Here is a 23,313-nt window from a genome sequence, read left to right as displayed (position 1 = left end):
GGTGACCCCGATGCGCTGGATCAGCTCATTGCCGCGTATGAGTCCGAGGGCGTCCGGGTTCGTCGGGTTCCGGTGGACTACGCGTCCCACACCTCCCACGTCGAACTGATCCAGGACGAACTGGCCGACGTACTGACCGGGTTGAAGCCGCAAGCGGCCACGATTCCCATGTATTCGTCGGTGGACGGACGTTGGGTCGAGGGCGTGGAGCTGGACGCCGGCTACTGGTTCCGCAACCTGAGGCAGACGGTGCGCTTCGCCGACGCGACCTCGGCTCTGATCGCGGAGGGGTTCAGGGCGTTCATCGAGGTGAGCTCGCATCCGGTGCTCGCGCACAGCATCCAGGAGAGCCTGGACGAGATCCTTCAGGCGCCGAGCGTCGTGACCGGGACCCTCCGCCGCGACGACGGCGGACTGGGCCGCCTCCTCCTGTCCATCGCCGAACTCCACGTCCGCGGTGTCCCTGTCGACTGGTCCACCGCACTCGGTGAACCAGGCACTCATCGCGTCGAGTTGCCCACGTACGCCTTCCAGCACCAGCACTACTGGCTGGAATCCACCCAAGGAGCGCGTCAGACCGTGTCCGGCGAAGCTGTTCCCTCACCATTCCCCGTTCCCGTCCCCGACGACGAGATTCCAGGATCGGCCCTGACCCGGAAGCTGGCCGAACTGCCCGAGGACGGGCAGCAGCAGTTGCTCCTGGACATCGTGCGGGCCGAAGCCGCCACCGTGCTGGGCCATGAGACCCCGGACTCCGTGGAGTCCGGCAGCGTCTTCTTCGAGGTCGGCTTCATCTCTCTGACCGCCGTGCAGTTCCGCAACCGTCTCGCCGACGTCACCGGCCTGGAGCTCCCCGCGATGCTGATCTTCGACCATCCCACGCCGACCGAGCTCGCCGGGCACCTGCGCGCGCTGCTGAACGAGAAGGGCTGACCCCGTGTTCTCAGTCGAGACCTATCTCAAGGCCCTGGACCACGAGGGGTCGACGGACCCCACCTGGGAGACACTGCGGGATCTCCACAAGCGACACCTGATGGCCCTTCCCTACGACAGCTCTCTCAACACGGCCCGGGGCGCGGCACTGTGGGCGGGTGTGGACATCGACGCGGACGCCGTCTTCGACGAGATAGTCCTCGGTGGACGCGGCGGCGTGTGCTACGAGCTCAACGGCCTGTTCCGGCTGCTGTTGCTGGAACTGGGCTTCGAGGCCGGGGTGCTCGCCGCCGGCATCCGGCAGGTCGACGACTCCTTCGGGCCGGACCTGGAGCATGTGTTCAACTACGTCAGGCTCGACGGCAGACTGCTGCTCGTCGACGTCGGGTTCGTCGGCCCGTCGTACCTCGAACCACTGCCGGTCGTGACCGGCGAGATCAGTCACCAGTACGGCAACCGGTACCGGATCGTCGTGCAGGACGGATACCACGTCGTGCAGCGCAAGGGGCAGGTCGGGGACTGGCGAGCCGTGTACCGGTTCGAGCCGCAGCCCAGAGAGCTGACGGAGTGGCTGGTCCCGTCCCCCGAACTGGAGAACTTCGCCCGTCAGCTCGCCGGCGCGGGCACGGTCGTGCGCGGGCGTGCCTTCGACAACGGACAGCGCATCCTCATCGGGAAGCGGCTGCTCACGGTCGACGGCGGGCACGACCGGATCCGGGGTGTGGTCGATCCGGCCGACCACGCGCATGTCCTGGCCGACATCCTTCGGACGGAGAGGACGGAACAGTGACCACCGCGGACTCCTCCGTCCATCCGCCCACAGCCACGCCTTCCACCGATGTCATCGTGGTCGGATACGGCCCGGTCGGGCAGGTCACCGCGTTGTTGCTGGCCGCACGCGGCTGGCAGGTCACCGTGGTGGAGCGCTGGCCCGCGCCGTACCCGATGCCGCGGGCGGTCTCCTTCGACGGCGAGTCCGCCAGGATCCTGGCCGCAGCAGGCGTCGGCGATTCCATGAGTGAACTGGGGGAGCCATCGGGGGACTACGTCTGGCGCAACGGCGACGGACAGACGCTCTTCCACGTCGATGTCGCCGCCTCCGGACACTCCGGCTGGCCGGACTCGACCTCCATGTACCAGCCGGGCCTGGAGGCGGCCCTGGCCGCTCGCGGTGAGGAACTGCCCCGTCTGCGCGTGCTGCGCGGGCACCGGGTGACCGCTCTCCAGGACCACGGCACGCTGGTGGAGGTCACCGTCGAGAGGCACCAGGACGCACCGCCGCACGGGCAGGACGCACCGCACGAGCAGAGGCTGTCCGCACGCTGGGTGGTGGGCTGCGACGGCGCCAACAGCTTCGTACGGGAGGCCATCGGTGCCACGGTGACCGATTTCGGGTTCTTCAACGACTGGCTCACCTGCGACGTGAAGCTCCATGAGCCGCGCGAGTTCGTGCCCAACAACCTTCAGATCTGCGACCCCGCCAGGCCCCGCACCGAGGTGTCCGCCGGGCCCGGGCACCGGCGCTGGGAGTTCATGCGCCTGTCCGACGAACCCGCAGAGGAGTTCGGACGGCCGGACAACGCCTGGCGCCTGCTGAGCCTGTTCGACATCGACCGCGCCCATGCCACCCTTGAGCGGCATGCCGTCTACACCTTCCAGGCTCGGTACGCGGACACCTGGAGGGTGGGCCGGGTGCTGCTCGCGGGGGACGCCGCCCATCTCATGCCGCCGTTCGCGGGCCAGGGCATGTGCTCAGGTTTCCGGGACGCCGCCAATCTGGCCTGGAAGCTCGACCTCGTCCTGGGCGGGCAGGCCGACGAGCGCTTGCTGGACTCGTACACCGGCGAGCGGCGGGAGCACGTCCGGCACGCGCTGAAGATGTCCATGGACCTGGGCCGCGTCATCTGCGAGACCGACCCGGCCGCCGCCCGTGACCGTGACACGGTGATGCTCGCCGTACGCGAACGGGGCATCGCCACCGCACAGCCGCGGTCCGCCGTCCAGGCACTGACCACCGGGCTACTCCACCGGCGGGAGGGCGACGGCCGCCCTGTTCCGCCGGCCGGAGACCTCGCGCCGCAGGGAACCGTCGCCCGCGCCGACGCGGTCGGGCTGTTCGACGAGGTGGTGGGGCCCGGCTTCGCCCTGCTCACCACGGCCCCGCCCGCCGAACTGCTGGACGACGACCGGCTGGAGTTCCTCGGCCGGATCGGGGCGCGCCTCGTGCATCTGCTGCCCGCAGGGACTCCGGCCGCCGAGGTCACCGCACCCGCCGTCGTGGACGTCGACGCTGTGTACCTCCCCTATCTGGCCGAGGCGAAAGCCGGTGATGGTGAGGGGGCGGTGGCCCTGCTCGTGCGACCGGACTTCTATGTCTTCGGAGCGGCCCCGGACCGGGACGCGCTGGCCGTGCTCGTCGACGACCTGCACGCCCGGCTCCGGTCCGGGGCACTCATCGGCTGACCCGGGGGCCCGGCCGGACCTGGGACCTAAGGACCGGCCGGGCCGCTCAGCAGCCGCGCGACATGGTGCGCCAGCTCCAGGGACTGCCGGCCGTTGAGCCGTGGATCGCACGCGGTCTCGTAGCGCGTGCCCAGGTGCGCGTCACGGATCTCCTGCGCGCCGCCCAGGCATTCGGTGACATCGTCACCGGTCAGCTCCAGATGGAGGCCGCCGGGGTGGGTGCCCAGCGCGCGGTGCACCGCGAAGAAGCCACGGACCTCGTCGAGGATGCGGCCGAAGCTGCGGGTCTTGTAGCCGGTGGGGGACAGATGGGTGTTGCCGTGCATGGGGTCGCACTGCCACACCACCTGATGCCCCGACGCCGTCAGCTTCTCCACCACCGGCGGCAGGACGTCGCGCACCCGGTCGTTCCCCATCCGGCTGATCAGAGTGAGCCGTCCGGGGCGCCTGTGCGGGTCCAGTCGTTCCGCGTACTCCGTGACCTCCTCGGGAGTGACCGAGGGGCCGATCTTCAGGCCGATCGGGTTGGCTATCCGCCGGGCGAAGGCGATGTGCGCCCCGTCGAGATGACGCGTCCGCTCACCGATCCACAGGAAGTGCCCGGACAGGCCGTAGAGACGGGGAGCGGACAGCTCGTCCACTCCCGCCTCCGGGCTCTCCGCTCCCGGGTGGGCCGACTCCGGCACACCGGGCGAGAGCCGCGCCAGGGCCCGCTCGTAGTCCAGCAGCAGAGCCTCGTGACTGGTGAAGAGTTCCGTACGCGATGCCTCGGCCTCCGCCCTGACGATGTCCATCGCCGCGCCCGCGGCCGCGTGGGCGCGCAGCATCCGACGTGGGTCGGGCGCCCTCGCCGCGGCATCGGACTCCAGGGAGTTGACGATGTCACCGCGGTACGAGGGCAGTCCGTCCGGCTCGAAGGGGCTGGATCGCGGTTTGGCGTACTGACCCGCGACGCGCCCCACCGTGACCACGGGCAGCCCGGATGCGACGGCCAGCACCTCGGCCACGCACAGCAGCGTGCGCAGATTGCCCAGCACGTGCGCATCCGTGTTCCCGGCGAAGGTCTCCGCGCAGTCGCCGCCCTGCACCAGGAACGCCTTGCCCAGTGCCACCTGGGCCAGTCGCTCACCGAGCCGGTCGACCTCCGAGGGCTCCACCGTGGGCGGCAGCCCGTTCAGCACCTCACCCACCCGGCGAAGTTCGTCGCGGTCGGGCCAGTCGGGCTGCTGCTCGGCCGGACGCGCCGGGGCGGCGGCCGGTAAGACGGGTGATCCGGGGGCGTCGGCCGGCGCCGCAGGGGATTCGCAGGTACCCAGGGACGTTGTCATCGGAGTCATCCCGCCTTCCGGAGGTTGGCCCAGAGATCCGCCGGAAGATCCTTGCGGCGCCTGATCTTGAGCTTGCGGTAGACACGGGTGAGGTGCTGCTCGACCGTGCTGGCGGTGACGTACAGCTTCACCGCGATCTCCCGGTTGGTGTAACCCAGGACGGCGAGAGAGGCGACCCGGCGCTCGGAGTCCGTGAGCGAGGCGATGCCCTCCAGACCGTCGGCCATCGACTCGGAGCCGCCCAGGTCGGCGGAGACCGACAGCAGCTCCTGCGCCAGAGGCTTCATCTCGCACATGTTCGCCACATGGAGGGCCTGCCGCAGCAGCAGCCTGGCCCGCCGCTTGTCGTTGGTGGCCCGATGGGCGCGACTCAGCTCGGTCAGCACCCGGACCTGCTCGAACCGGTCGCCGGACACCTCGGCCAGATCGATCGCCTCGGTGAGCAGCGGCAGCCGCCGTCCCGGCGGGCCCACGGCGGCGAGCAGCCGCAGGGCGGGGCCGCGGGTGCGCGAGGTACCCGCGCCGGGGCGTGCCAGCTGCTCATGGATGAGGCGTCTCGCCTGGTCCTTGTTGTCCAGGCGCAGCCAGGCCTCGGCGGCGTTCGTCCGCCAGGGCAGCAGCCCCGCCGTGTCCAGCCCCCAGCCGCGCAGGAGTTCGCCGCAGGACAGGAAGTCGGCGAGGGCGGCATGGCAGTGGTCGGTGGCGAGGTAGTGATGTCCGCGCGCGTACAGGTACTGGAGCCCGTACCGGCTGTGGAACATCGTGTCGCCGACCGAGTGGGTGAGCTGTCGTGCCGCCTCCTCGCGCTCACCCATCCGGGTCGCGGCCAGGATCAGGACGCTCAGCGGAAGCCCGACGGCGACACCCCACGAGCGGTGCGTGAGCAGTGCCAGCGCGTCCCGCGCATGGCGGCCGGCGGCGGTGAGGTCACCCTGCTGCACCGCCACCTCGGCCCGCGCGGCGGCGAACACGGCCTGGGCCGTCGGTGCGTTCCGGGCCTCGGCCTCCGCCAGCAACTGGTCGCACCAGGCGGCCGCGGCATCCAGCCGGTCCACCTGGATCAGCACCCGGACAGCCACCAGGGCGGCCTCCTCCGCCCAGGGGCTCCGGCGATGCAGCGGGAGATCGCGCAGCACACGTTCCGCCCGGTCCGCGGCATCGTCGGCCCGGCCCCGGGACAAGGCGTCGGACAGGGCGGCCGCGGCTTGCAACTGCGGATCCGTCCCGGGCGTCACCACACCGTGCCGCAGATCGGCCGGCAGGACCGGGGTCCTGCGGCCCCGCGCCAGCGCGGGATGCGTCCAGGCCAGCCACACCTCGATGTCACGCAGCGCCCCGGCCTCCGCCGGATTCGCCTGGGCGCCGCCCGCGCGCTCCCGGAGCCGTCCGAGTACGTCGACGGCCTCCTCGCTCCGGCCGTGCCAGAGCAGTTGCCTGACCAGCACGAGACCGTCGGACAGGGGCAGTTGGTCCGCGCGGACCGCCGCGGTCAGCGGTGCCAGATGCCGGGCCGCGGACGACGGGTTGAGCTGCCACTCGGCCTGGGCAAGCCTGGCCCGCAGCGCCGAACGGGACCGCTCGTCGGCGCTGGACCGGTGGGCCAGCTTCAGGCAGTCGGCGGCCAGTTCGAGACGGTCGTCGAGCAGCGCGTGCTCCGCCGCCTCCGAGAGGACCGCCTCGGCCCACGGCACCTGGGTGTGTCCGGCCTCGATGAGATGGCGGGCCACGTCCAGCGCTCCGGCGCCCCGCTCGTACAGGAGGCAGGCGGCACGCCGGTGGAGCTCGGACCGGTCGTGCGGGGAGAGGTCGTCGAGGACCGCGTCCCGCGCGGCCGGGTGCCGGAAGGCATCCCCCTCCAGGAACTCGGCCGCGTTCAGCGCGCGCAGAGCCTCCTCGGCCGGGGCGGACGCGCCGAGGTCGCCGGACATCAGCCGGCCGATCTCCGCGGACGAACTGCCGGGGCCGAGCACCGCCAGCGCCCGTACGGCCTGGAGCATCATCGGCTCGGCGCGTTGCAGGCAGCTCAGCAGGGCCAGACCGTACCCCTGCGCACTCGGGGCGCCGCCGGGCTGGCGGTGGTCCTCGACCAGGGCGTGCAGCAGCAGCGGATTTCCGCCCGCGGCCGCGAGGAAGTCCTCGCCGACCCGTCGCGCGGCGACCTCCCCGAGCCCGTCGGTGATCAGACGCAGCGCACCGGCGCGGGAGAGCGGGTCCAGGCGCAGACGCTCCGCGTACGGAGGCCTGGACAGCTCGCCGCGGAACCGGCGGTTCAGCGGCCACGGCGTGGTGTGGTCGGTGAGGACGAGGAGGATCCTGGCCTGCCCGAGCCGCCGGACCAGGTGGACCAGGAACCGCAGGGACGGGACGTCGGCGTGGCGCAGATCGTCCACACCGAGCACCAGCGGCACGTCGGCGGCCAGACCGAGCAGCGCGACGGACAGTTCGTGACAGGCGCGGACCACCTCGGGCGACGGCACCTCGGCGCTGCCGTCACCGAAGTCCCCGGACGCGAGGCTGTCCAGCAGCGTGCCGACACGGTCCGCCTGCTCGGCGGGCCAGACCGTACCGCGGAAGAGCTGATTCACCATGCCGAACGGCAGCGCGCGCTCCGCGGGGGAGCAACTGGCGCTCAGGAAACGGGCCCCGGACCGCGTCGCGTGGGCGGCGAAGGCACGCAGCAGTTCGGTCCGCCCTCCCGCGATCGGCCCCTCCAGCAGAACGGTGTGGCCGCGGTGCGCGAAACAGTCGGTGAGCAGCTGGTCCAGTCGACGCATGTGTTCGTCTCGTTCCACCAGCGAAACCACTCGATCCCCCAGGACGTCATGTTCGTGACCAACGGCGTGTGCGACCCGCGGCATGCGTGACCGGCCATTCGTGTGCACTCGGCCGTCTTCCGGCCATCGATGTGCGTGGCTGTCCGTCGCGTGATCGGCCGTCCGTGCGGTGCAGGGCTCCGAACGGGCCCCTTTGCGCGCTCCCCCTGCCCGGCTCCCATGATGGTCGGACGTCGCCTACTCCCCGGGAACCGGCCGCCCACGGACTGCCTACTGGGGCACGGCGGCCCATGTCCAGGGGGGTACCCACGGGGTGAAGGCCACCGATGCCGGGTGAACCCGTCACATCCCCCTAAGAGCCCTTGTTTCCATTGATTTTCAGCCACTTCGCGCACACGATCGGCTCCGTCATCGACATACGTCGACATCCACCGCAGGCCGTAACCGGCCATCGAGGAGCCTTGCCATGCCCAGTCGCCGTCAGTTCGTCATAGGATCCGCGGCAGCCGCCGTCGCCACGGTGGGCGGGGGTGCGGCGCTGGTGAGCAACCGTGGACCATCGGCCGCGCACCCGAGAGGCACACGGAGACCCGGCTCCGGGGGGCCCGTCGCCACCGGTGTCCCGCGGGCCACATCGACGAACCTCACCAAGTTCGCCGACGCCCTCCGGATCCCGCCGTTCCTGACGCCCGGCGCCTCGCTGACGATCCGCCAGAAGGCCGCCTCCGTCCTGATCCACTCCGAACTCCCCCCGACCCCGGTGTGGACCTACGAAGGGTCCTTCCCCGGCCCCACCATCGAGGTGTCCAGCGAGCAGCGCCTCAGAGTGGCCTGGCTCAACGAGATCAGCGGCGCCTTCCCCGTCACCGGCATCCAGGTGCCGTTCACGGACCTCGACTCGATCCTGGGCCCCGGCCGGGGCTCCGCCGCGCGTGACGCCTCCGTCGCCGGCCTGCCCGCCTGGACCGTGGTCCACGTGCACGGAGCGGTCACCGGCGGCGACAACGACGGATGGACCGAGAACGGTGTCTCACCAGGTGACACGCAGCTCTCGGAGTACCCGAACGTCCAGCGCGCCAGCGGCCTCTGGTACCACGACCACGCCATGAACATCACGGCGTTCAACGTCTTCGCCGGGCTGGCCGGCAGCCTGCTGATCCGGGACGACGAGGAGGCCGCGCTCAACCTGCCCAGCGGGGCGTACGAGATCCCGCTGCTCATCAACGACCGGAATCTGGACACCGACGACCAGGGCGTCCCGACCGGACGGCTCCTTCACCGGACCGGCTATCTCGACACCGGCACCGCGAGTTCCCCCGCCCGGCTGAACCTGCCCTTCATCGGTCCGTACAACCTGGTCAACGGGGTGATCTGGCCCTATCTGCAGGTGACGCCGCGGTGGTACCGCTTCCGGGTGCTCAACGGGGCCAACACCCGGCCGTACACCCTCCGTCTCCAGGTGGAGAACGCGGACGGCACCACCACCCCGGTCACCGGGGCCCTGGTCCAGATCGGCAGTGACCAGGGGCTGCTGCCGAGCCCGGTGACGCTCGACGAGCTGACACTCGCCCCGGCCGAACGGGCGGACGTTCTCATCGACTTCGACGCCTTCCGGGGGAAGCGGCTGCGGCTCGTCAACACCAACGTCAACGGGCCGTCCCCGCTCGGACCTGAGGTCATGCAGTTCCGCGTCGGCGCCACGGCCGTCGACGACCCGTTCACCCTGCCCGCGACCACGTCGCCCTCGTTCGTCCGGCTGACCCGCTCCGCGATACCCGCCGGGCACACCAGCCGGTGGATCGCCTTCGGTACCTCGGACGGCACCCCGCTCGGCCACCCCGAGATGTGGGAGCTGTCCGAGACGGCGGCCGGGTACCAGCCGCTTGACGGCGACCGGTTGGTGCACGTCACGGACCAGGGCGGCGCGGTCCGTACGTTCCGTAAGGAGGCCACCGCCTTCGACGACAAGGTCGGGTTCTTCGTCGAGAGCAGCGGCTGGGAGGTGTGGAACTTCCTCCATCTGGTCGGTCCCGGCCACCCGATGCACGTCCACCTGCTGGGGTTCCAGGCACTGAACAGGGACGTCTACACGGTCTCCAGCGCCAGTGGTGCGGGGACAGACGTCGTCACCTGGAGCGCGGAACACGACCGGGCGGGTGTGCTCGGGGATGAGGAGAAGGGCTGGAAGGACACGATCAGGGTCGAGGAGCACGAACTGGTCTCCGTGGCCGGTCAGTTCACCGGAGCGACCGGTCGCTTCGTCTACCACTGCCACATCCTGGAGCACGAGGACGAGGGCATGATGCGTCCCTTCGTCGTGGCTCCCCGCGAGATCCTCGACCGTATGCCGCACACCGCGCACCACCACTGATCCCCACCCGCGGAACAGGCCCGGGTGCAGGGAGGCGTTCCCCCGGAACCCGGGATCCCCCGGATTCCGGGCCCTGCCGGCTTCGGCCCTCCGAGCTCCTCCCCGCGTCGCGTCAGGGCCTGGGCGTCAGCCGGAGGCGGGCTCGCCCGTCAGGCTGTGCAGGCAGGCGATCAGGCTGCGCGCCTCGACGTTGACGTAATGGCTGTGGCGCAGGAGCCCGACCAGCTGATGCAGGGTCAGCCAGCGGAAGTCAGGGCCCGGGTCCGGCGCGTAGTCCGCGTCGGTCTCGATCACGAGGTACCGGTTGCGGGCGTGGAAGAAGCGCCCGCCCTCCTCCGACAGCAGACTCTCGAACCGGATCCGGTCGGGCCCGGCGCCCAGTACGTCGTCGAGGAACCGCGGGCGCGCCGCGGACGGCAGCCAGCGGTAGTTGTCCGGTGTGCACTGCACGGTCGGCGCGAGCTCGATGACGTCCAGGAAGCCGGGCTGGACGCGGGCGTTCACCAGAGCGTGCAGCACTCCGTCCACCCGCTTCACGAGGAAGGCGTTGATTCCCACCCCGACCGGTTCCACCACGGGCTGGGTCCAGCCGGAGACCTCACGGTGTTCCGTCCGGACGTCGATGCCGATGACCTTGAAGAAGAGTCCGGAGTCGTGGGCGACGGCTTCCGGGCCGCGGCTCCACCCGGTCACCTCCCGCAGGGGGACCCGCCGCGCGCTGACCTCGTGGCGCGTGCGCGTCTCGGTGATCCAGCTCAGCGTCTCACCGATGGTGTGCAGGCCGGCCAGGTCGGCGCTGCTGGACCGGATGACCGACCGCCGGAATTCCTGACCGCGGAAGGGGAGCCGGTCCGCGAGACCGATTCCCGAGAACGGCAGGCAGGACAGCACGGTCCGGGAATCCATATTGATCACCGCGTCGCCCGCCAGTAGTTGGTGAATCTGGCCGAGGGTCAGCCACCGGAATCCTTCGTGAAGCGCGACGTCCTGGTCGGTCTCCACAATTATGTTCCGATTGCGCTTCTGAAAGAACCAGGCGCCCTGTTCGGACTGGAGCACATCGGCGAGAACCGTCCTGCGGTTCTCCTCCTGGAAGTACTCGACATACGGAACGAAGCTCCCCCGGTGGACGCGCGTGTAGTTGCTCCGAGTGGCCTGCACCGTGGGGGAGAGTTCGACGCCGTCGATATTTCCGGGCTCATTCTTGGCCTGCATGAGGAAATGCAGCACACCATCGAATTCCTTTGCCAGGATTCCCAGGATTCCGATCTCCGGCTGATGGATGATGGGTTGGGTCCAGGAGGTGACCGCGCCCGCCGGCACCTCGGCGGCGAGCCCTTCGAGGCTGAAGAACCTTCCGCTGTCGTGCACGATGTTGCCGGTGCCCGGGTCGGTCCGCCAGCTGACCAGATCCGCCAGGGCGATCCTCTCCACGCGAGCCACGTCGACCCGCCGGCGCTCGTCGAACCATCGCCGGATCTCCGGAAGGCCGGAGATCCCCGTGACCGAGAGCGCGGATTCGGCGATTCGCTCGGCATTCCTCTGATCCACCGCCAACGTTGACACGATTCCGGACACCGAGCCTCCCTGTATCGCGCGACAATGGCGCCCACTATGCCGGTACGTTGTTTAGCGGTGCCGTCCGGGCCGGATACTCAGGGGCTGCATAGGGGGGTATTTGTGGGTTCCTGGAACCTGGGCAGGGGGTTGACGGTCGAGGAAGGTATTGCCTACCGTCGTGCCCGAATTCAATGAATCGAATAATTCCCCGGTGCGCGACCGGTCAGCCCGATGGAGGTCGTGGAGTGCAGCATTCTTCCTGGGGGAGCCCCCCGAATCCCCGTGCGAACCCGGTGCCGCTGAGAATCGGCGTGGTCGGCTGCGCGGGGATCGCCTGGAGGCGCATGCTTCCGGCGATCGACCGGAATCCGGACGTGGAACTGGTGGCCGTCGCCAGCAGGGACGAGGCCAAGGCCCGGCACTTCACCCGGCGCTTCGGCGGAGACCCGGTGGCCGGCTACGACCGGCTGCTGGCACGGGACGACATCGACGCGGTGTACGTACCGTTGCCCGCCCTCCTGCACGCCGAATGGATCGAGCGAGCCCTGCTGGCAGGCAAGCACGTGCTGTCGGAGAAGCCGCTCGCCGCCACAGCCGAGGACGCCGCGTCGCTCATCGCGCTCGCGGCGTCACGCGGACTGGCGCTGCTGGAGAGCTTCATGTTCCTGTGCCACACCCAGCACGCCCGGGTCCGCGAACTCGTGGCCGACGGTGTCATCGGAGAACTGCGCACCCTGACCGCGGACTTCGCGTTCCCCGCCAAGGGCGAGGACGACATCCGCTACCTGCCCGACGTGGGTGGCGGGGCGCTGACCGACATCGGCGTCTACCCCGTCCGCACAGCCCTGCTGTACCTGGGGGAGGAGGTCGACGTACTCGGGGCCGCCCTCCACGTGGACCACCGGCTCGGCGTCGACCTGGGCGGATCCGCACTCCTGGCGAGGCAGGACGGGGTGACGGCCCATCTGACCTGGGGCATGCAGCACGCCTACCGTTCGCACTACGCCCTCTGGGGCAGCTCGGGGCGGATCTCCGCCACCTGGGCCTACACACCGCCCCCCACACACGGTCCGGTGATCCGCATCGAGCGCCAGGACCACACCGAGGAGCTCACCCTGCCCGCCGAGGACCAGTTCGCGCATGTGATCGCCGCGTTCGTCGCCCGTGTGCGCGAAGGGGTGCCGTCCGGCCTGGAGGGCGAGTCCGTCCTGTCCCAGGCCCGGCTCGTCGACCGAGTACGGGAGCGGGCGCTCCTGAGTTCCCAGCCTGACCGCGAGCCGATGGGGTTGTCATGAGCGGCACCGAAGACATCGCAGACACCGAGCCCGCCGAGTCCACCGGGCCCATCGACGGTACCGGGTACGCCGAGGACACCGAGGGAACCGACATCAACGGGCGTACCGGGGGCACCGGACCCGCAGCCGACGCGCAGCACTCCGAGACGGCCGGGCACGGGCCCATACTCGAGCTGGTCCGGAAGCTGCACCGGGACCAGGAGGCCGGCCGGCGCTTCGTGCCCGGTGAGACACCGATCCTTCCGTCGGGCGCGGTGTTCGACGAGGACGACCGCGTCTCGTTGGTCGAGGCCGCGCTCCACATGCGGATCGCCGCAGGTCCGGCCGCCCAGCAGTTCGAGCGGAAGTTCGCGAACCTGCTCGGCCGCCGCAAGGCCCACCTGACCAACTCCGGCTCCTCCGCGAACCTGCTGGCCCTGACCGCCTTCACCCAACGGGAGCTGGGCAAGAGGCGGCTGCGCCCCGGCGACGAGGTGATCACGGTCGCGGCCGGATTCCCCACCACGGTCAATCCGATCGTGCAGAACGGCCTGGTACCGGTGATGATCGACGTCTCGCTGCAGACGTACAACACCACCGCGGAGCGGGTGGCCGAGGCCGTCGGACCGCGTACCAAGGGCATCATGATCGCTCACGCGCTGGGCAACCCCTTCCCCGTCGCCGAGGTCCGGGAGATCGCGGACGAGCACGGTCTGCACTTCATCGAGGACAACTGCGACGCCGTCGGCTCCTTCTACCGGGGCGAACCCACCGGCAGTTTCGGTGATGTCGCCACCGCGAGCTTCTACCCGGCCCACCACCTGACGATGGGTGAGGGCGGATGTGTGGTGACCGACCGGGTGGCCCTCGCCAAGATCATCGAGTCCCTGCGCGACTGGGGGCGCGACTGCTGGTGCCCGCCCGCCGCGAGCGACACCTGCCACAAGCGGTTCGGTCACCAACTGGGCAAGCTCCCCAAGGGGTACGACCACAAGTACACGTTCTCGCGCGTCGGTTACAACCTGAAGACCACCGATCTGCAGGCCGCCCTGGGGCTGACCCAGATGAGCAAGCTGCCGGAATTCGGCGCAGCCCGCCGGCGCAACTGGCAACGGCTGCGGGAGGGTCTGGACGGAGTCCGGGGACTCCGGCTGCCCGAGGCGACACCGGGCAGCGATCCCAGCTGGTTCGGCTTCGTCCTGACGGTCACCGATGACGCTCCCTTCGACCGCGGCGAGATCATTTCCTTCCTGGAATCCCGGAAGATCGGCACGCGCATGCTGTTCTCCGGGAATCTCGCGCGCCAGCCCGCCTACCAGGACGTCGAATTCCGGGTGGTCGGCGATCTGCGCAACAGCGACATCATCACCGAGCGGACCTTCTGGATCGGTGTGTATCCCGGGCTGACCGCAGAAATGATCGACTACGTCGCCACGTCGATCCGGGAGTTCACCGCGGGACGCCGCTGACACCGGCGAAACACTGCCGACACCTTTCGTCCCGAGGTCAGGGCGGGCATAGGGGTGGGTGCAGGGGGGTCGGTATCCCGATTTCCCGGCACAGTCCTATCGAAACGAGTTCCTGCGATTCACCAAGCGCGGCCTTCGGAGCTGCCGGGCGCGGAATTGCGAACGACAGTCCGCACATCTGGAGAGGCCGTGAGATTGCTACCCGACTCCCCGCCGAGCGCGGTGACAGGGCCGGATGCCGACCGGGCTCGTACCCCGGGGACCCCAGCCGCCAAACCTGCCGAGGCGCGGGGAGGTTCCGGCAGCGGTCCCTCGAAGCCGCGGCTACGGCTACGCCCCGGCACCCGGTGGCCGGCCGCCGTCCGGCCGGGACTGGCGCTGGCGGTGCTCTGGCTGCTGGCCGCGGTGACCGCCGCACTCGCTCCCGAGCTGTTCACCTCGCGGGACCCGCTCGCGGTGGACACCCCGGACCGCCTGCTCAGCCCCTCCGCGGAACACCTGCTGGGGACCGACCAGCTCGGCCGGGACCTGTTCGCGCGCCTGGTGCACGGTGCGGGTGTGTCCCTGCTGTCCGCCCTGATCGCCACCCTGATCGGACTGGCCGCCGGATCGGCGCTCGGTCTCCTGGCCGGGTTCCTCAGGGGCAGCACCGACATGGTGATCATGCGGATCGTGGACATGCTGCTGTCGATCCCCGGCCTGCTGCTGTCCCTCGTGCTGATCGTGGCCCTGGGCCCCGGCACCCGGAACGCGGCCATCGCGGTCGGCCTGACGAGCATCGCCACCTGCGCCCGCATCATGCGCGCCGAGGTCCTCAAGGTCCGCGAGAGCCTGTACGTGGAGGCGGCGCACTCCGGCGGAGCGCGGTGGCCGCGCGTCCTGGCACGCCACGTACTGCCGAACACCCTGGGGCCGGTCTGGGCCCTGGCCGCCCTGGAGTTCGGCACCGCGATCCTCGCGGTGTCCGCGCTCAGCTTCCTCGGCTACGGGGTCCAGCCCCCGACGCCGGAGTGGGGCGCGTTGGTCTCGGAGGGACGCGACTCACTGCGGGTCGCCTGGTGGCTGACCACCTTCCCCGGCCTCGCCGTCGCCGCGACCGTGGTGGCGTCCAACCGGGTGGCACGCGCCCTCGACAACGACCCGAGGGCGGCCTGATGAGCTCCGCAACGGTTTCCGGACCCGAGGCAACGCTTCCCGGCCCCGAGGTCACACCGCTCCTCGACGTCCGCGACCTCGTCGTGCGCTACCGGCTGCGCCACGGTGTCGTCGAAGCCGTACGGTCCGTCAGCTTCACCGTCGCCCCGGGCGAGACCGTCGCAGTCGTCGGTGAGTCCGGCTCGGGGAAGTCCACGACCGCGCACGCCGTTCTCGGCCTCCTGCCGCCCACCGCCGAAGTGGGCGGAGGCAGCATCGGCTTCGGCGGGCAGGATCTGGCCCGGCTGGGCGAACGTGGCCTGCGTGGCCTGCGCGGCCGGGAGATCGCGCTGATACCCCAGGACCCGGGCACGGCCCTGAACCCCGTACACCGCATCGGCCGGCAGGTGGCCGAGGCGCTGATCACCCACGGGATCACCGACCGGCGCGGCGCACCGGCCGCAGTGCTCGACCTGCTCGCCGACGCGGGCGTGCCCGATCCGCGGTGGCGTGCCGGACAGTTCCCGCACGAGCTCTCCGGAGGGCTGCGCCAGCGCGTACTCATCGCCATCGCCGTCGCCGCACAGCCGCGCCTGATCGTCGCCGACGAGCCGACCAGCGCGCTCGACGTCATCGTGCAGCGGCAGATCCTCGACCACATCCAGTCGCTGACCCGCGCCGCGGGCACCAGCGTCCTGCTCATCACGCACGACCTCGGCGTCGCCGCCGAGCGGAGCGACCGTGTCCTGGTGATGGCGCGGGGAGAAGTGGTCGAGGACGGCCCGCCGGACAGCATCGTGACCGCACCCACGCATCCCTACACCCAGGCACTCGTCGCGGCGGCCCCCGGGCGGGGCCCCCACCGCCCCACGTCGGGCGCGACGGTCCGGGAACCCCGCCCGTCACCGGAGCCCTCCGACGAGGTGTCCACGCCCACGGGCGCGGTGCAGATCAGCGCCGAAAACCTGGTGAAGGAATACCGGCTGCCGCGCGCCGCCGGCGACCGCACGGTCCTGCGCGCCGTCGACGACGTCAGCCTGACCGTCCCGCGCGGCGAGACGTTCGCGCTGGTCGGCGAGTCCGGATCGGGCAAGTCGACCGTGGCGCGCCTGCTGCTGCGGCTCGCCCACCCGACCTCGGGCCGGGTGTACGTCGACGGCGAGGACGTCACCGGCCACCGCGGGCGGGAACTGCGCGCGCTGCGCCGCAGGATGCAGATCGTCCACCAGAACCCGTACGCGGCCCTGAACCCCCGGATGACGGTGGGGCAGATCATCGCGGACCCCCTGGCCGCATACGGTCTGGGGACGCGCCGTCAGCGCCGGGAGCGGGCCGCCGAGCTCATCGACCTCGTCGCCCTGCCCGGGACGGCGCTGGAGCGCCGGCCCTCGGAACTCTCGGGCGGTCAGCGGCAACGCGTGGCGATCGCGCGGGCCCTCGCGCTCGACCCGGGCCTGGTGGTCTGCGACGAGCCGGTGTCCGCACTGGACGTCTCGGTCCAGGCCCAGATCCTCGACCTGCTCGCCGAGCTCCAGACCCGGCTCGGTCTCAGCTGCCTCTTCATCTCCCACGACCTGGCCGTGGTGCGGCAGATCGCCCACCGAGTCGGTGTCATGCGCGCCGGCCGCCTCGTCGAGGAGGGCCCGACCGAGCAGATCTTCGCTTGTCCGGCGCACCCCTACACCGAGGCCCTGCTGGCCGCCATCCCGGGCCGTGAGCAGCTCGGGCAGTCCGGACAACCGTCCGTCGCCCGCCCCTGAGTGCCGGACGACCGTCCCCCGCACGCCGCTGAGCGCCGGATCACCGGTGCTCCCCGGGCCGCTCCCCACGCCGGTCCCCCTGACGCGGAACCACCCCTCGCACCATCCGAGAAGCACCACAAGGAGACGACCCCGTCATGCAACCCCGAGCACGCAGACTCCGCTCAGCGCTGGTCCTGGCCACAAGCCTCGCCGTCCTCCTCACCGCCTGCGGCGGCTCGGACGACCCGTCGGGCGACGCCGGGAACAGCACACCCAAGAAGGGCGGGACCCTCACCCTCGCCCTCCAGCAGTCCCCGCAGAGCGCCAACCCCCGTGCGTTCACCGACACCGGAGCCGTCTACGTCAATCGGCAGCTCTTCGACTCGCTCGTGAGCCAGGACCCGGAGACCGGCAAGATCGTGCCGTGGCTCGCCAAGTCCTGGGACATCAGCAAGGACGCCACCGAGTTCACCTTCCACCTCCGTGACGGCGTCACCTTCTCCGACGGGACCCCGCTGACCGCCGAGGTGGTCAAGGCGAACTTCGACGACCTGGTCGCGAACAAGGCGAAGGTGAACCCCTCGATCGCCCCCGTGGTGAGCGCGTTCGCCGGTGCCGAGGCCGTCGACCCGGCGACCGTGAAGCTCACCTTCAGCAAGCCCAACGCACCCTTCCTCGTCGCCGCCTCCCAGACCGGGCTCTCCCTCGTCGCTCCGGCCACGCTCGAGCTCCCCTGGGACAAGCGCATCGACAAGGTGATCGGCTCCGGCCCCTTCGTCCTGGACACCTTCGCGCCCGGCAAGGTCACCCTCTCCAAGCGGAAGGGGTACGACTGGTCCCCCGGCAGCATCAAGCACACCGGGGACGCCTACCTCGACAAGGTGATCTTCACGGTGGTGCCGGAGGCGAGCGTCCGCACGGGCAGCCTCCAGTCCGGTCAGATCCAGGCGGTCAGCGACGTGCCCCCGGGCGACATCGCGTCCGTACGCGACAACGGGCTGAAGCTCGTCACCCGGCCCAACCCCGGGCTGGTCTGGGGACTGGTTCCCATCTCGGCCCGTAAGCCGCTCGACGACGTACGCGTCCGCAAGGCCATCGCCCTGTCGGTGGACCGGACCGAGGTGCGCGACGCCGTACTGAGCCCGGAATTCAAGCCCGCGACCAGCGTGCTCGCCTCCACCACCCCGGGCTACACGGACCTCGCCTCCGTGGTGAAGCACGACCCCGCCGAGGCGGGCACCCTGCTGGACGCCGCCGGCTGGACCCGCAGCGGTGACGGCGTGCGGGCGAAGGACGGCAAGAAGCTCAGCCTCGTCGTCGGCTGGTTCCCCGGTTACACCGCCAGTCAGAAGACCCTGGAGCTGATCAAGGCCCAGCTCGCCAAGACCGGCATCGAGCTCCAGCTGCTCCAGCAGACCGGCCTGCAGATCCTCGACGGCCTCAAGAAGGAGAAGTACGACTTCTTCTGGACCAACGGCACCCAGGCCGACGGTGACGTCCTGCGCACCTCCTTCTCCGGAGCGCCGCCGAACTACTACCGGATCAACGACACGACCCTGGAGCCGCTTCTCCAGGAGCAGGTCGCGACCGGTGACCCCGCGGCCCGCAACAAGATCCTCGCCCAGGCCCAGCGACGCATCGTCGAAGAGGTCGTCTACCTCCCGGTGTTCGAGCAGACGACCGTCGTCGCCACCGGCAAGGAGGTGAACGGACTCTCGCTGGGCGCGGGCGCCGGCCTGAACCCGCTGACGGCCGTCTGGCTCTCCTGACCGCCCGCCGTCCCGCTCCCGCCCCAGTGACGAACGACCGATGAAGGAGGCGATCACCGCCATGCCGGTGACGCTCGACGAACGAACCCGTGCGCTCTTCGACGGCCGGAACTTCCCGGTCATCTCCACGGTGAACCCCGACGGAAGCCCCCAGTCCTCGGTGGTGTGGGTGAAGCGGGACGGCGATGCCCTGCTGTTCGTGACCCCCGCGGAGCGCGGCAAGGCACGGAACCTGGCGCGCGATCCGAGGATCAGCGTCTCGGTGTTCGACACGGCGAACCCGTACAGCTCGGTGGAGGTGCGCGGGACCGCGCACCTCTCCGAGGACGGTGCACAGACACTGTCCGACGAACTGGCCCTGAAATACCTCGGCGAGACCCACGCCCCGCCGGACGCGCTGGTGCGGGTCGTCGTACGGGTCGTGCCCGAGAAGGTCATCGCTTTCCCCCGGTCCTGACGCCAAGGAGGACTCCCATGTCCACACGAGTACTGATCATCGACATCCCGTCCAACGGACACCTCTTCCCCAAGCTCGCCCTGGTCTCCGAACTCGTCGGCCGCGGCCACCAGGTCACCTACGTGACGATCGAGGAATTCGCCGAGAAGGTGCGCGGAGCCGGCGCCGACGTGCTGACCTACGCATCGGTGAAGCCGCTGGAGAGCCTGGCCAACGACAGCTCGATCACCCCGACCGAGGCGTTCTTCCGGGAGAACGTCGCCATCCTGCGGGCCGTCGAGGCGCACTACGGCGACGACCGTCCGGATCTCCTGGCCTACGACGAGGCCGCCTTCCAGGCCGGACGCGTACTGCGCCACGTCTGGGGCCTTCCCGCCGTGCACCTCGCACCGAGTGTCGTGTCCAACGCGCACTACTCCTACTTCGAGCGGATCTTCGCGCTCGCCCCGGAGTTCGCACTCACGGACCCCGTGGACGAGATCTCCGCATTCCTCGACGGCTACGGAATCGCCGACCGGGTCCAGGAGTTCCTGTGGACCGAGCGTGTCCCCGATGAACTCACCGTCGTGTTCGTACCGCGGCACTTCCAGCCCGCGTACGAGACCTTCGACGAACGCTTCGTGTTCATCGGGCCCAGCCTGGGGGACCGGGGCTTCCTCGACGACTGGCAGCCGCCGGCCGACGGTCTGCCGACCGTGCTCGTCTCGCTCGGCACCGTCAACAACCAGCACCTCGGCTTCTTCCGGACCGCCGTCGAGGCCTTCCGCGACCAGCCCCTGCACGCCGTGATCTCGGTGGGCAACGGCCTGGACCCGGCCGAACTGGAACCGCTGCCGCCCAACGTCGAGGTCCACCGCTGGATACGCCATGTGAAGGTCCTGGAACACGCCGCCGCCTTCGTGACGCACGGCGGCACCGGCAGCCTCTCCGAAGCACTCCACACCGGTACACCCGTCGTCGTGGTGCCGCAGGGCGTCGACGTCCTGCCCTACGCGGAACGCGTCACCGAGCTGGGCATCGGCACCGTGGTCCGGCCCGAGAACCTCCAGGCGGCGGCGCTGCGCGACGCCGTGCTCGCGGTGGCGGGCGACGAAGCGGTCGCCCGGCGGGTACGGGAGCTGCAGGAGCACACGCACGAGTCGGGCGGGCCCGCGCTCGCGGCCGACGAGATCGAGAACTACCTCAAGCGGGAACAGCGATGAAATTCCTACTCCTCCCTCATCTGCCACGGCAGGACAAGCCGGACGACCTCCAGCTCAAGGAGCTCGTCGACTACGCGGTACTCGCCGAGGAATGGGGCTTCGACGCCTACGGGATCGGTGAACGCCACGACCGCCCCGCAGTGTCCTCCTCCCCGCCGGTCCTCCTCAGCAACATCGCCGCGCGGACCTCGAAGATCCGGCTCTTCACCGCGGTGACGACGCTCGGCATGCTCGACCCGCTGAGGGCCTTCGAGGACTACTCCACGCTCGACAACCTCTCGGGCGGCCGGCTCGACCTCATCGTCGCCAAGGGCGCCTACCCCCGGTCCAGCAAGCTCTTCGGGGTCACCCCGGAGAACCAGTGGGACCTGCTCCAGGAGAACTACGCACTGTTCCGGCGGCTGTGGGCCGAGGACGACGTCACCTGGGAAGGCCGGCTCGGCCGCTCCCTGGAGAACGCCGAGCCGCTGCCGCGGCCCTACCAGAAGAACATCCGGATCTGGCACGGCAGCGGCAGCAGCACCGGCTCCGCCGACTTCGCCGCCCGGCACGGCGATCCGCTCTTCTCCTCCAACGGCAGCGGGCCCATCGACCGCTACGCCAAGCTGATCCACCACTACCGGGAGCGCTACGCGTCCTACGGGCACGACCCCCGCCGGGCCCTCGTCGGCGCGGGCACCGCCGGCTACTTCGGAGCACGCACCTCCCAGGAGGCCGTCGCCGCATACCGCCCGGTGTTCGAGGCACGGCTGGCCGTCAACCGCACGTTCGACGGCGGCTCGATCAAGTACGACACCGTCGAGGACTGGATCGAGCACAGCTCGGTCCTCGTCGGCAGCCCTCAGCAGATCATCGAGAAAGTCATCGGCCAGCACCAGGAGTTCGGCCACGAGCTGCTCCACCTGCACGTCGACGGCGAGATCCTCAGCCGTGACCAATACGACGCCACGCTGGAGCTCTTCTTCGACGAGATCGCCCCGGTGCTCCGCCGCGAGCTCCCGAGCCGGGCGCTGGACGGGAGCAGCTGAACCGATGGCGCGCTATCTGCTGTCACGGGCCGGCCAGGCCGTCTTCGTGATCTGGGCCGCCTTCACCATCTCCTTCGTGGTGCTGTTCGCCCTGCCGAGCGACCCGGTCGCGGTGATGGCCGGACCCAACTCCAGTCTCACCCCCGCCGAACTCGACGCGATGCGTGCCGACCTCGGTCTCGACCGGCCCATGGCCGAGCAGTACGTCAGCCGGATCGGCGCCCTCCTGCAGGGCGACCTCGGCCGGTCGATCCAGAGCCGGGAGGAGGTCTCCCACCTCATCGGGCAGGCCCTGCCCCAGACCGCGCAGATCACCGGCGCGGGCCTGGGGCTCGGCATCCTGCTCGGCACGGCACTCGCCGTGGGCGCGTCCCTGGTGCGGTGGCGCTGGCTTCAGCAGACGCTGATGAGCCTGCCGCCACTCGGCGTGTCGCTGCCCTCGTACTGGGTGGGGCTGCTGCTCCTGCAGCAGTTCTCGTTCCGGTGGCACGTCTTCCCGGCGATCGGGAACGAAGGTCCGGAGAGCATGGTCCTGCCCGCACTCACCCTCGCGCTGCCCGCCGGGGCGCTCATCGCCCAACTGCTGGGCAAGAGCCTGCAGTCGGAGCTGCTCGAGGAGTACGTGGAAACCGCCCGGGCGAAAGGTGTGAGACGGCCGGTCGTGCATGTACGGCACGCTCTGCGCAACGCCGTCCTGCCCGCGCTGACCATGGTCGGGCTGCTGGTGGGAGGGATGCTGTCCGGATCCGTGGTCGTGGAGACGGTGTTCTCGCGCGACGGCCTCGGCCGGCTCACCACGCAGGCGGTCAGCGGACAGGACCTCCCCGTAGTCCAGGGCCTGGTGCTGCTCGGCGCCACGGTGTTCGCCGTGGTCAACCTGCTGGTCGACCTCCTCTACCCCGTCATCGACCCGCGCATCGCACGCGAGGGACGACGCCGGCGCCCGACGGCCCCCGCGGCGGTCGGCGCCACCGTCTAAGGGCTGTCCCGTAGGCCGTTTCGTTTGGATCGGCGTGCGGACCGGAGGAGGATGCCCGCGATGTGGAATCCGGCCCCGCGACAAGGGATGAAGCGATGACATTGCATTCCGATGTGGCCGAATTGCTGGCGGAGGCCGGCATCCTCGACGTGGACGTCGACGAAGCCGTCGCGGACGAGCACGTCCGATCGACCGGGTACCAACGCGTCGTCCTGGTGACCGCTTCCTCGCGGAGCCGCGACCGAGACCGCGCGATCGTGGCCACGATCCTGCGCGACCCCAACGAGATCGCGTCCAAGACGGCGGTGGTCGCCCTCGTGGACAGGATCGCGACGAAGGTGACCGGTCCTGCCGAGTTCCGGCAGTGGTCGGCCGAACTACTGCCGGAGATCGACCAGCTCAAGACGGAGGGGTACCGCGAGTTCATCCGCCGCCGCATCCACGACTGGCTGTTCCATCTGTCCATCGCGGACGGTCACGCGCCGACACCGGTCGAGTTGGCGAAGGTCACGGACTGGATGCAGCGCCTCCTCGCCGAGGGGTCGACATCGCCGGCGGTACTCGCCCTGCTCGCCGAGTCGGGCAGCAGAGAGAAGATTCGGAACATCGCGAAGAACCGAGCCGGAAGCCACAAGCTGAGAACGCAATGAGTCGGTACTGGCAATGGGCAGGCGCGCCGACTGCCTCACCCGCGAGAGCGGCGTCATGTCCGACGATCACGGGGGCGAACACGTACAGGACGAAGGCGACGTAGGCCCGGCCGGGCCAGGTTCTGACGAGGCTTCTCGCCGCGGGGCCTCAGGCAACGGCAGCACGCGCAGGCCCCTGCC

General features: G+C 70.2%; 17 protein-coding genes. 14 read left to right on the top strand and 3 right to left on the bottom strand.

Annotation, left to right across the window (positions count from 1 at the left end):
* From ACFWFI_RS22870 to ACFWFI_RS22860, 3 genes are all read left to right on the top strand, one after another.
* Nucleotides 1–933: acyltransferase domain-containing protein (locus tag ACFWFI_RS22870; RefSeq protein ID WP_387393288.1), on the top strand; the 933-nt coding region annotated here is incomplete at its 5' end.
* 4 nt (nt 934–937) lie between these two features.
* The gene (locus ACFWFI_RS22865; protein WP_387393285.1) at nt 938–1,723 is read left to right on the top strand and encodes an arylamine N-acetyltransferase family protein; all 786 of its coding nucleotides are present in this window, start codon (nt 938–940) and stop codon (nt 1,721–1,723) included.
* Entirely contained in the window at nt 1,720–3,396 is a 1,677-nt protein-coding gene (locus tag ACFWFI_RS22860) for a bifunctional 3-(3-hydroxy-phenyl)propionate/3-hydroxycinnamic acid hydroxylase MhpA (RefSeq protein WP_387393282.1), read from the top strand. Before ACFWFI_RS22865 ends, ACFWFI_RS22860 begins: the two co-directional genes overlap by 4 nt.
* Nucleotides 3,397–3,422: 26 nt before the next feature.
* Here ACFWFI_RS22860 and ACFWFI_RS22855 read toward each other — a convergent pair whose 3' ends face one another.
* Together ACFWFI_RS22855 and ACFWFI_RS22850 are read right to left on the bottom strand one after the other, a co-directional pair.
* Nucleotides 3,423–4,733, bottom strand: coding sequence for a 3-deoxy-7-phosphoheptulonate synthase (locus ACFWFI_RS22855; protein ID WP_387393279.1), 1,311 nt, complete (start codon nt 4,731–4,733; stop codon nt 3,423–3,425).
* Nucleotides 4,730–7,582, bottom strand: a complete 2,853-nt coding sequence (locus ACFWFI_RS22850; RefSeq protein ID WP_387393276.1) for an AAA family ATPase — start codon at nt 7,580–7,582, stop codon at nt 4,730–4,732. Before ACFWFI_RS22850 ends, ACFWFI_RS22855 begins: the two co-directional genes overlap by 4 nt.
* A 382-nt stretch (nt 7,583–7,964) precedes the next feature.
* Here ACFWFI_RS22850 and ACFWFI_RS22845 point away from each other — a divergent pair, with 382 nt between their 5' ends.
* On the top strand, nt 7,965–9,869 hold the full coding sequence (locus ACFWFI_RS22845; protein WP_387393273.1) for a multicopper oxidase family protein: 1,905 nt from the start codon (nt 7,965–7,967) through the stop codon (nt 9,867–9,869).
* 126 nt (nt 9,870–9,995) lie between these two features.
* Here the strand turns inward: ACFWFI_RS22845 and ACFWFI_RS22840 are convergent, their stop codons facing one another.
* Nucleotides 9,996–11,420 (bottom strand): NDP-hexose 2,3-dehydratase family protein, encoded by a 1,425-nt coding sequence (locus tag ACFWFI_RS22840; protein ID WP_387393270.1) that lies wholly within the window; start codon nt 11,418–11,420, stop codon nt 9,996–9,998.
* 254 nt (nt 11,421–11,674) lie between these two features.
* Between ACFWFI_RS22840 and ACFWFI_RS22835 the strand changes: the two genes are divergently transcribed.
* The 10 genes from ACFWFI_RS22835 (at nt 11,675) to ACFWFI_RS22790 (ending at nt 23,133) form a co-directional block, all read left to right on the top strand.
* Complete coding sequence (locus ACFWFI_RS22835) at nt 11,675–12,724, top strand: Gfo/Idh/MocA family protein (RefSeq protein WP_387393267.1); 1,050 nt, start codon at nt 11,675–11,677, stop codon at nt 12,722–12,724.
* Nucleotides 12,721–14,172, top strand: a complete 1,452-nt coding sequence (rfbH, locus tag ACFWFI_RS22830) for a lipopolysaccharide biosynthesis protein RfbH (protein ID WP_387393264.1) — start codon at nt 12,721–12,723, stop codon at nt 14,170–14,172. The genes ACFWFI_RS22835 and rfbH overlap by 4 nt, the downstream gene beginning before the upstream one ends.
* 189 nt (nt 14,173–14,361) lie before the next feature.
* Nucleotides 14,362–15,327: an ABC transporter permease gene (locus ACFWFI_RS22825; RefSeq protein WP_387393261.1), complete on the top strand. Its 966-nt coding sequence runs from the start codon at nt 14,362–14,364 to the stop codon at nt 15,325–15,327.
* Nucleotides 15,327–17,066, top strand: coding sequence for a dipeptide ABC transporter ATP-binding protein (locus ACFWFI_RS22820; RefSeq protein ID WP_387393258.1), 1,740 nt, complete (start codon nt 15,327–15,329; stop codon nt 17,064–17,066). The genes ACFWFI_RS22825 and ACFWFI_RS22820 overlap by 1 nt, the downstream gene beginning before the upstream one ends.
* Nucleotides 17,067–17,203: 137 nt before the next feature.
* Nucleotides 17,204–18,817: an ABC transporter substrate-binding protein gene (locus ACFWFI_RS22815; RefSeq protein ID WP_387393256.1), complete on the top strand. Its 1,614-nt coding sequence runs from the start codon at nt 17,204–17,206 to the stop codon at nt 18,815–18,817.
* Between the two features lie 40 nt (nt 18,818–18,857).
* Entirely contained in the window at nt 18,858–19,274 is a 417-nt protein-coding gene (locus ACFWFI_RS22810; RefSeq protein ID WP_387393253.1) for a PPOX class F420-dependent oxidoreductase, read from the top strand.
* A gap of 17 nt (nt 19,275–19,291) precedes the next feature.
* On the top strand, nt 19,292–20,476 hold the full coding sequence (locus tag ACFWFI_RS22805; RefSeq protein ID WP_387393250.1) for a macrolide family glycosyltransferase: 1,185 nt from the start codon (nt 19,292–19,294) through the stop codon (nt 20,474–20,476).
* Complete coding sequence (locus ACFWFI_RS22800; RefSeq protein ID WP_387393247.1) at nt 20,473–21,504, top strand: LLM class flavin-dependent oxidoreductase; 1,032 nt, start codon at nt 20,473–20,475, stop codon at nt 21,502–21,504. Before ACFWFI_RS22805 ends, ACFWFI_RS22800 begins: the two co-directional genes overlap by 4 nt.
* A gap of 4 nt (nt 21,505–21,508) precedes the next feature.
* Complete coding sequence (locus ACFWFI_RS22795; RefSeq protein ID WP_387393244.1) at nt 21,509–22,483, top strand: ABC transporter permease; 975 nt, start codon at nt 21,509–21,511, stop codon at nt 22,481–22,483.
* Between the two features lie 95 nt (nt 22,484–22,578).
* A complete protein-coding gene (locus ACFWFI_RS22790; RefSeq protein WP_387393241.1) occupies nt 22,579–23,133 on the top strand; it encodes a hypothetical protein in 555 nt (184 codons plus the stop codon).
* Nucleotides 23,134–23,313 lie beyond the last annotated feature (180 nt).

This window comes from Streptomyces sp. NPDC060209, assembly GCF_042728155.1.
GTDB lineage: Bacteria > Actinomycetota > Actinomycetes > Streptomycetales > Streptomycetaceae > Streptomyces.
This window is presented reverse-complemented; position numbering and strand designations above follow the sequence as displayed.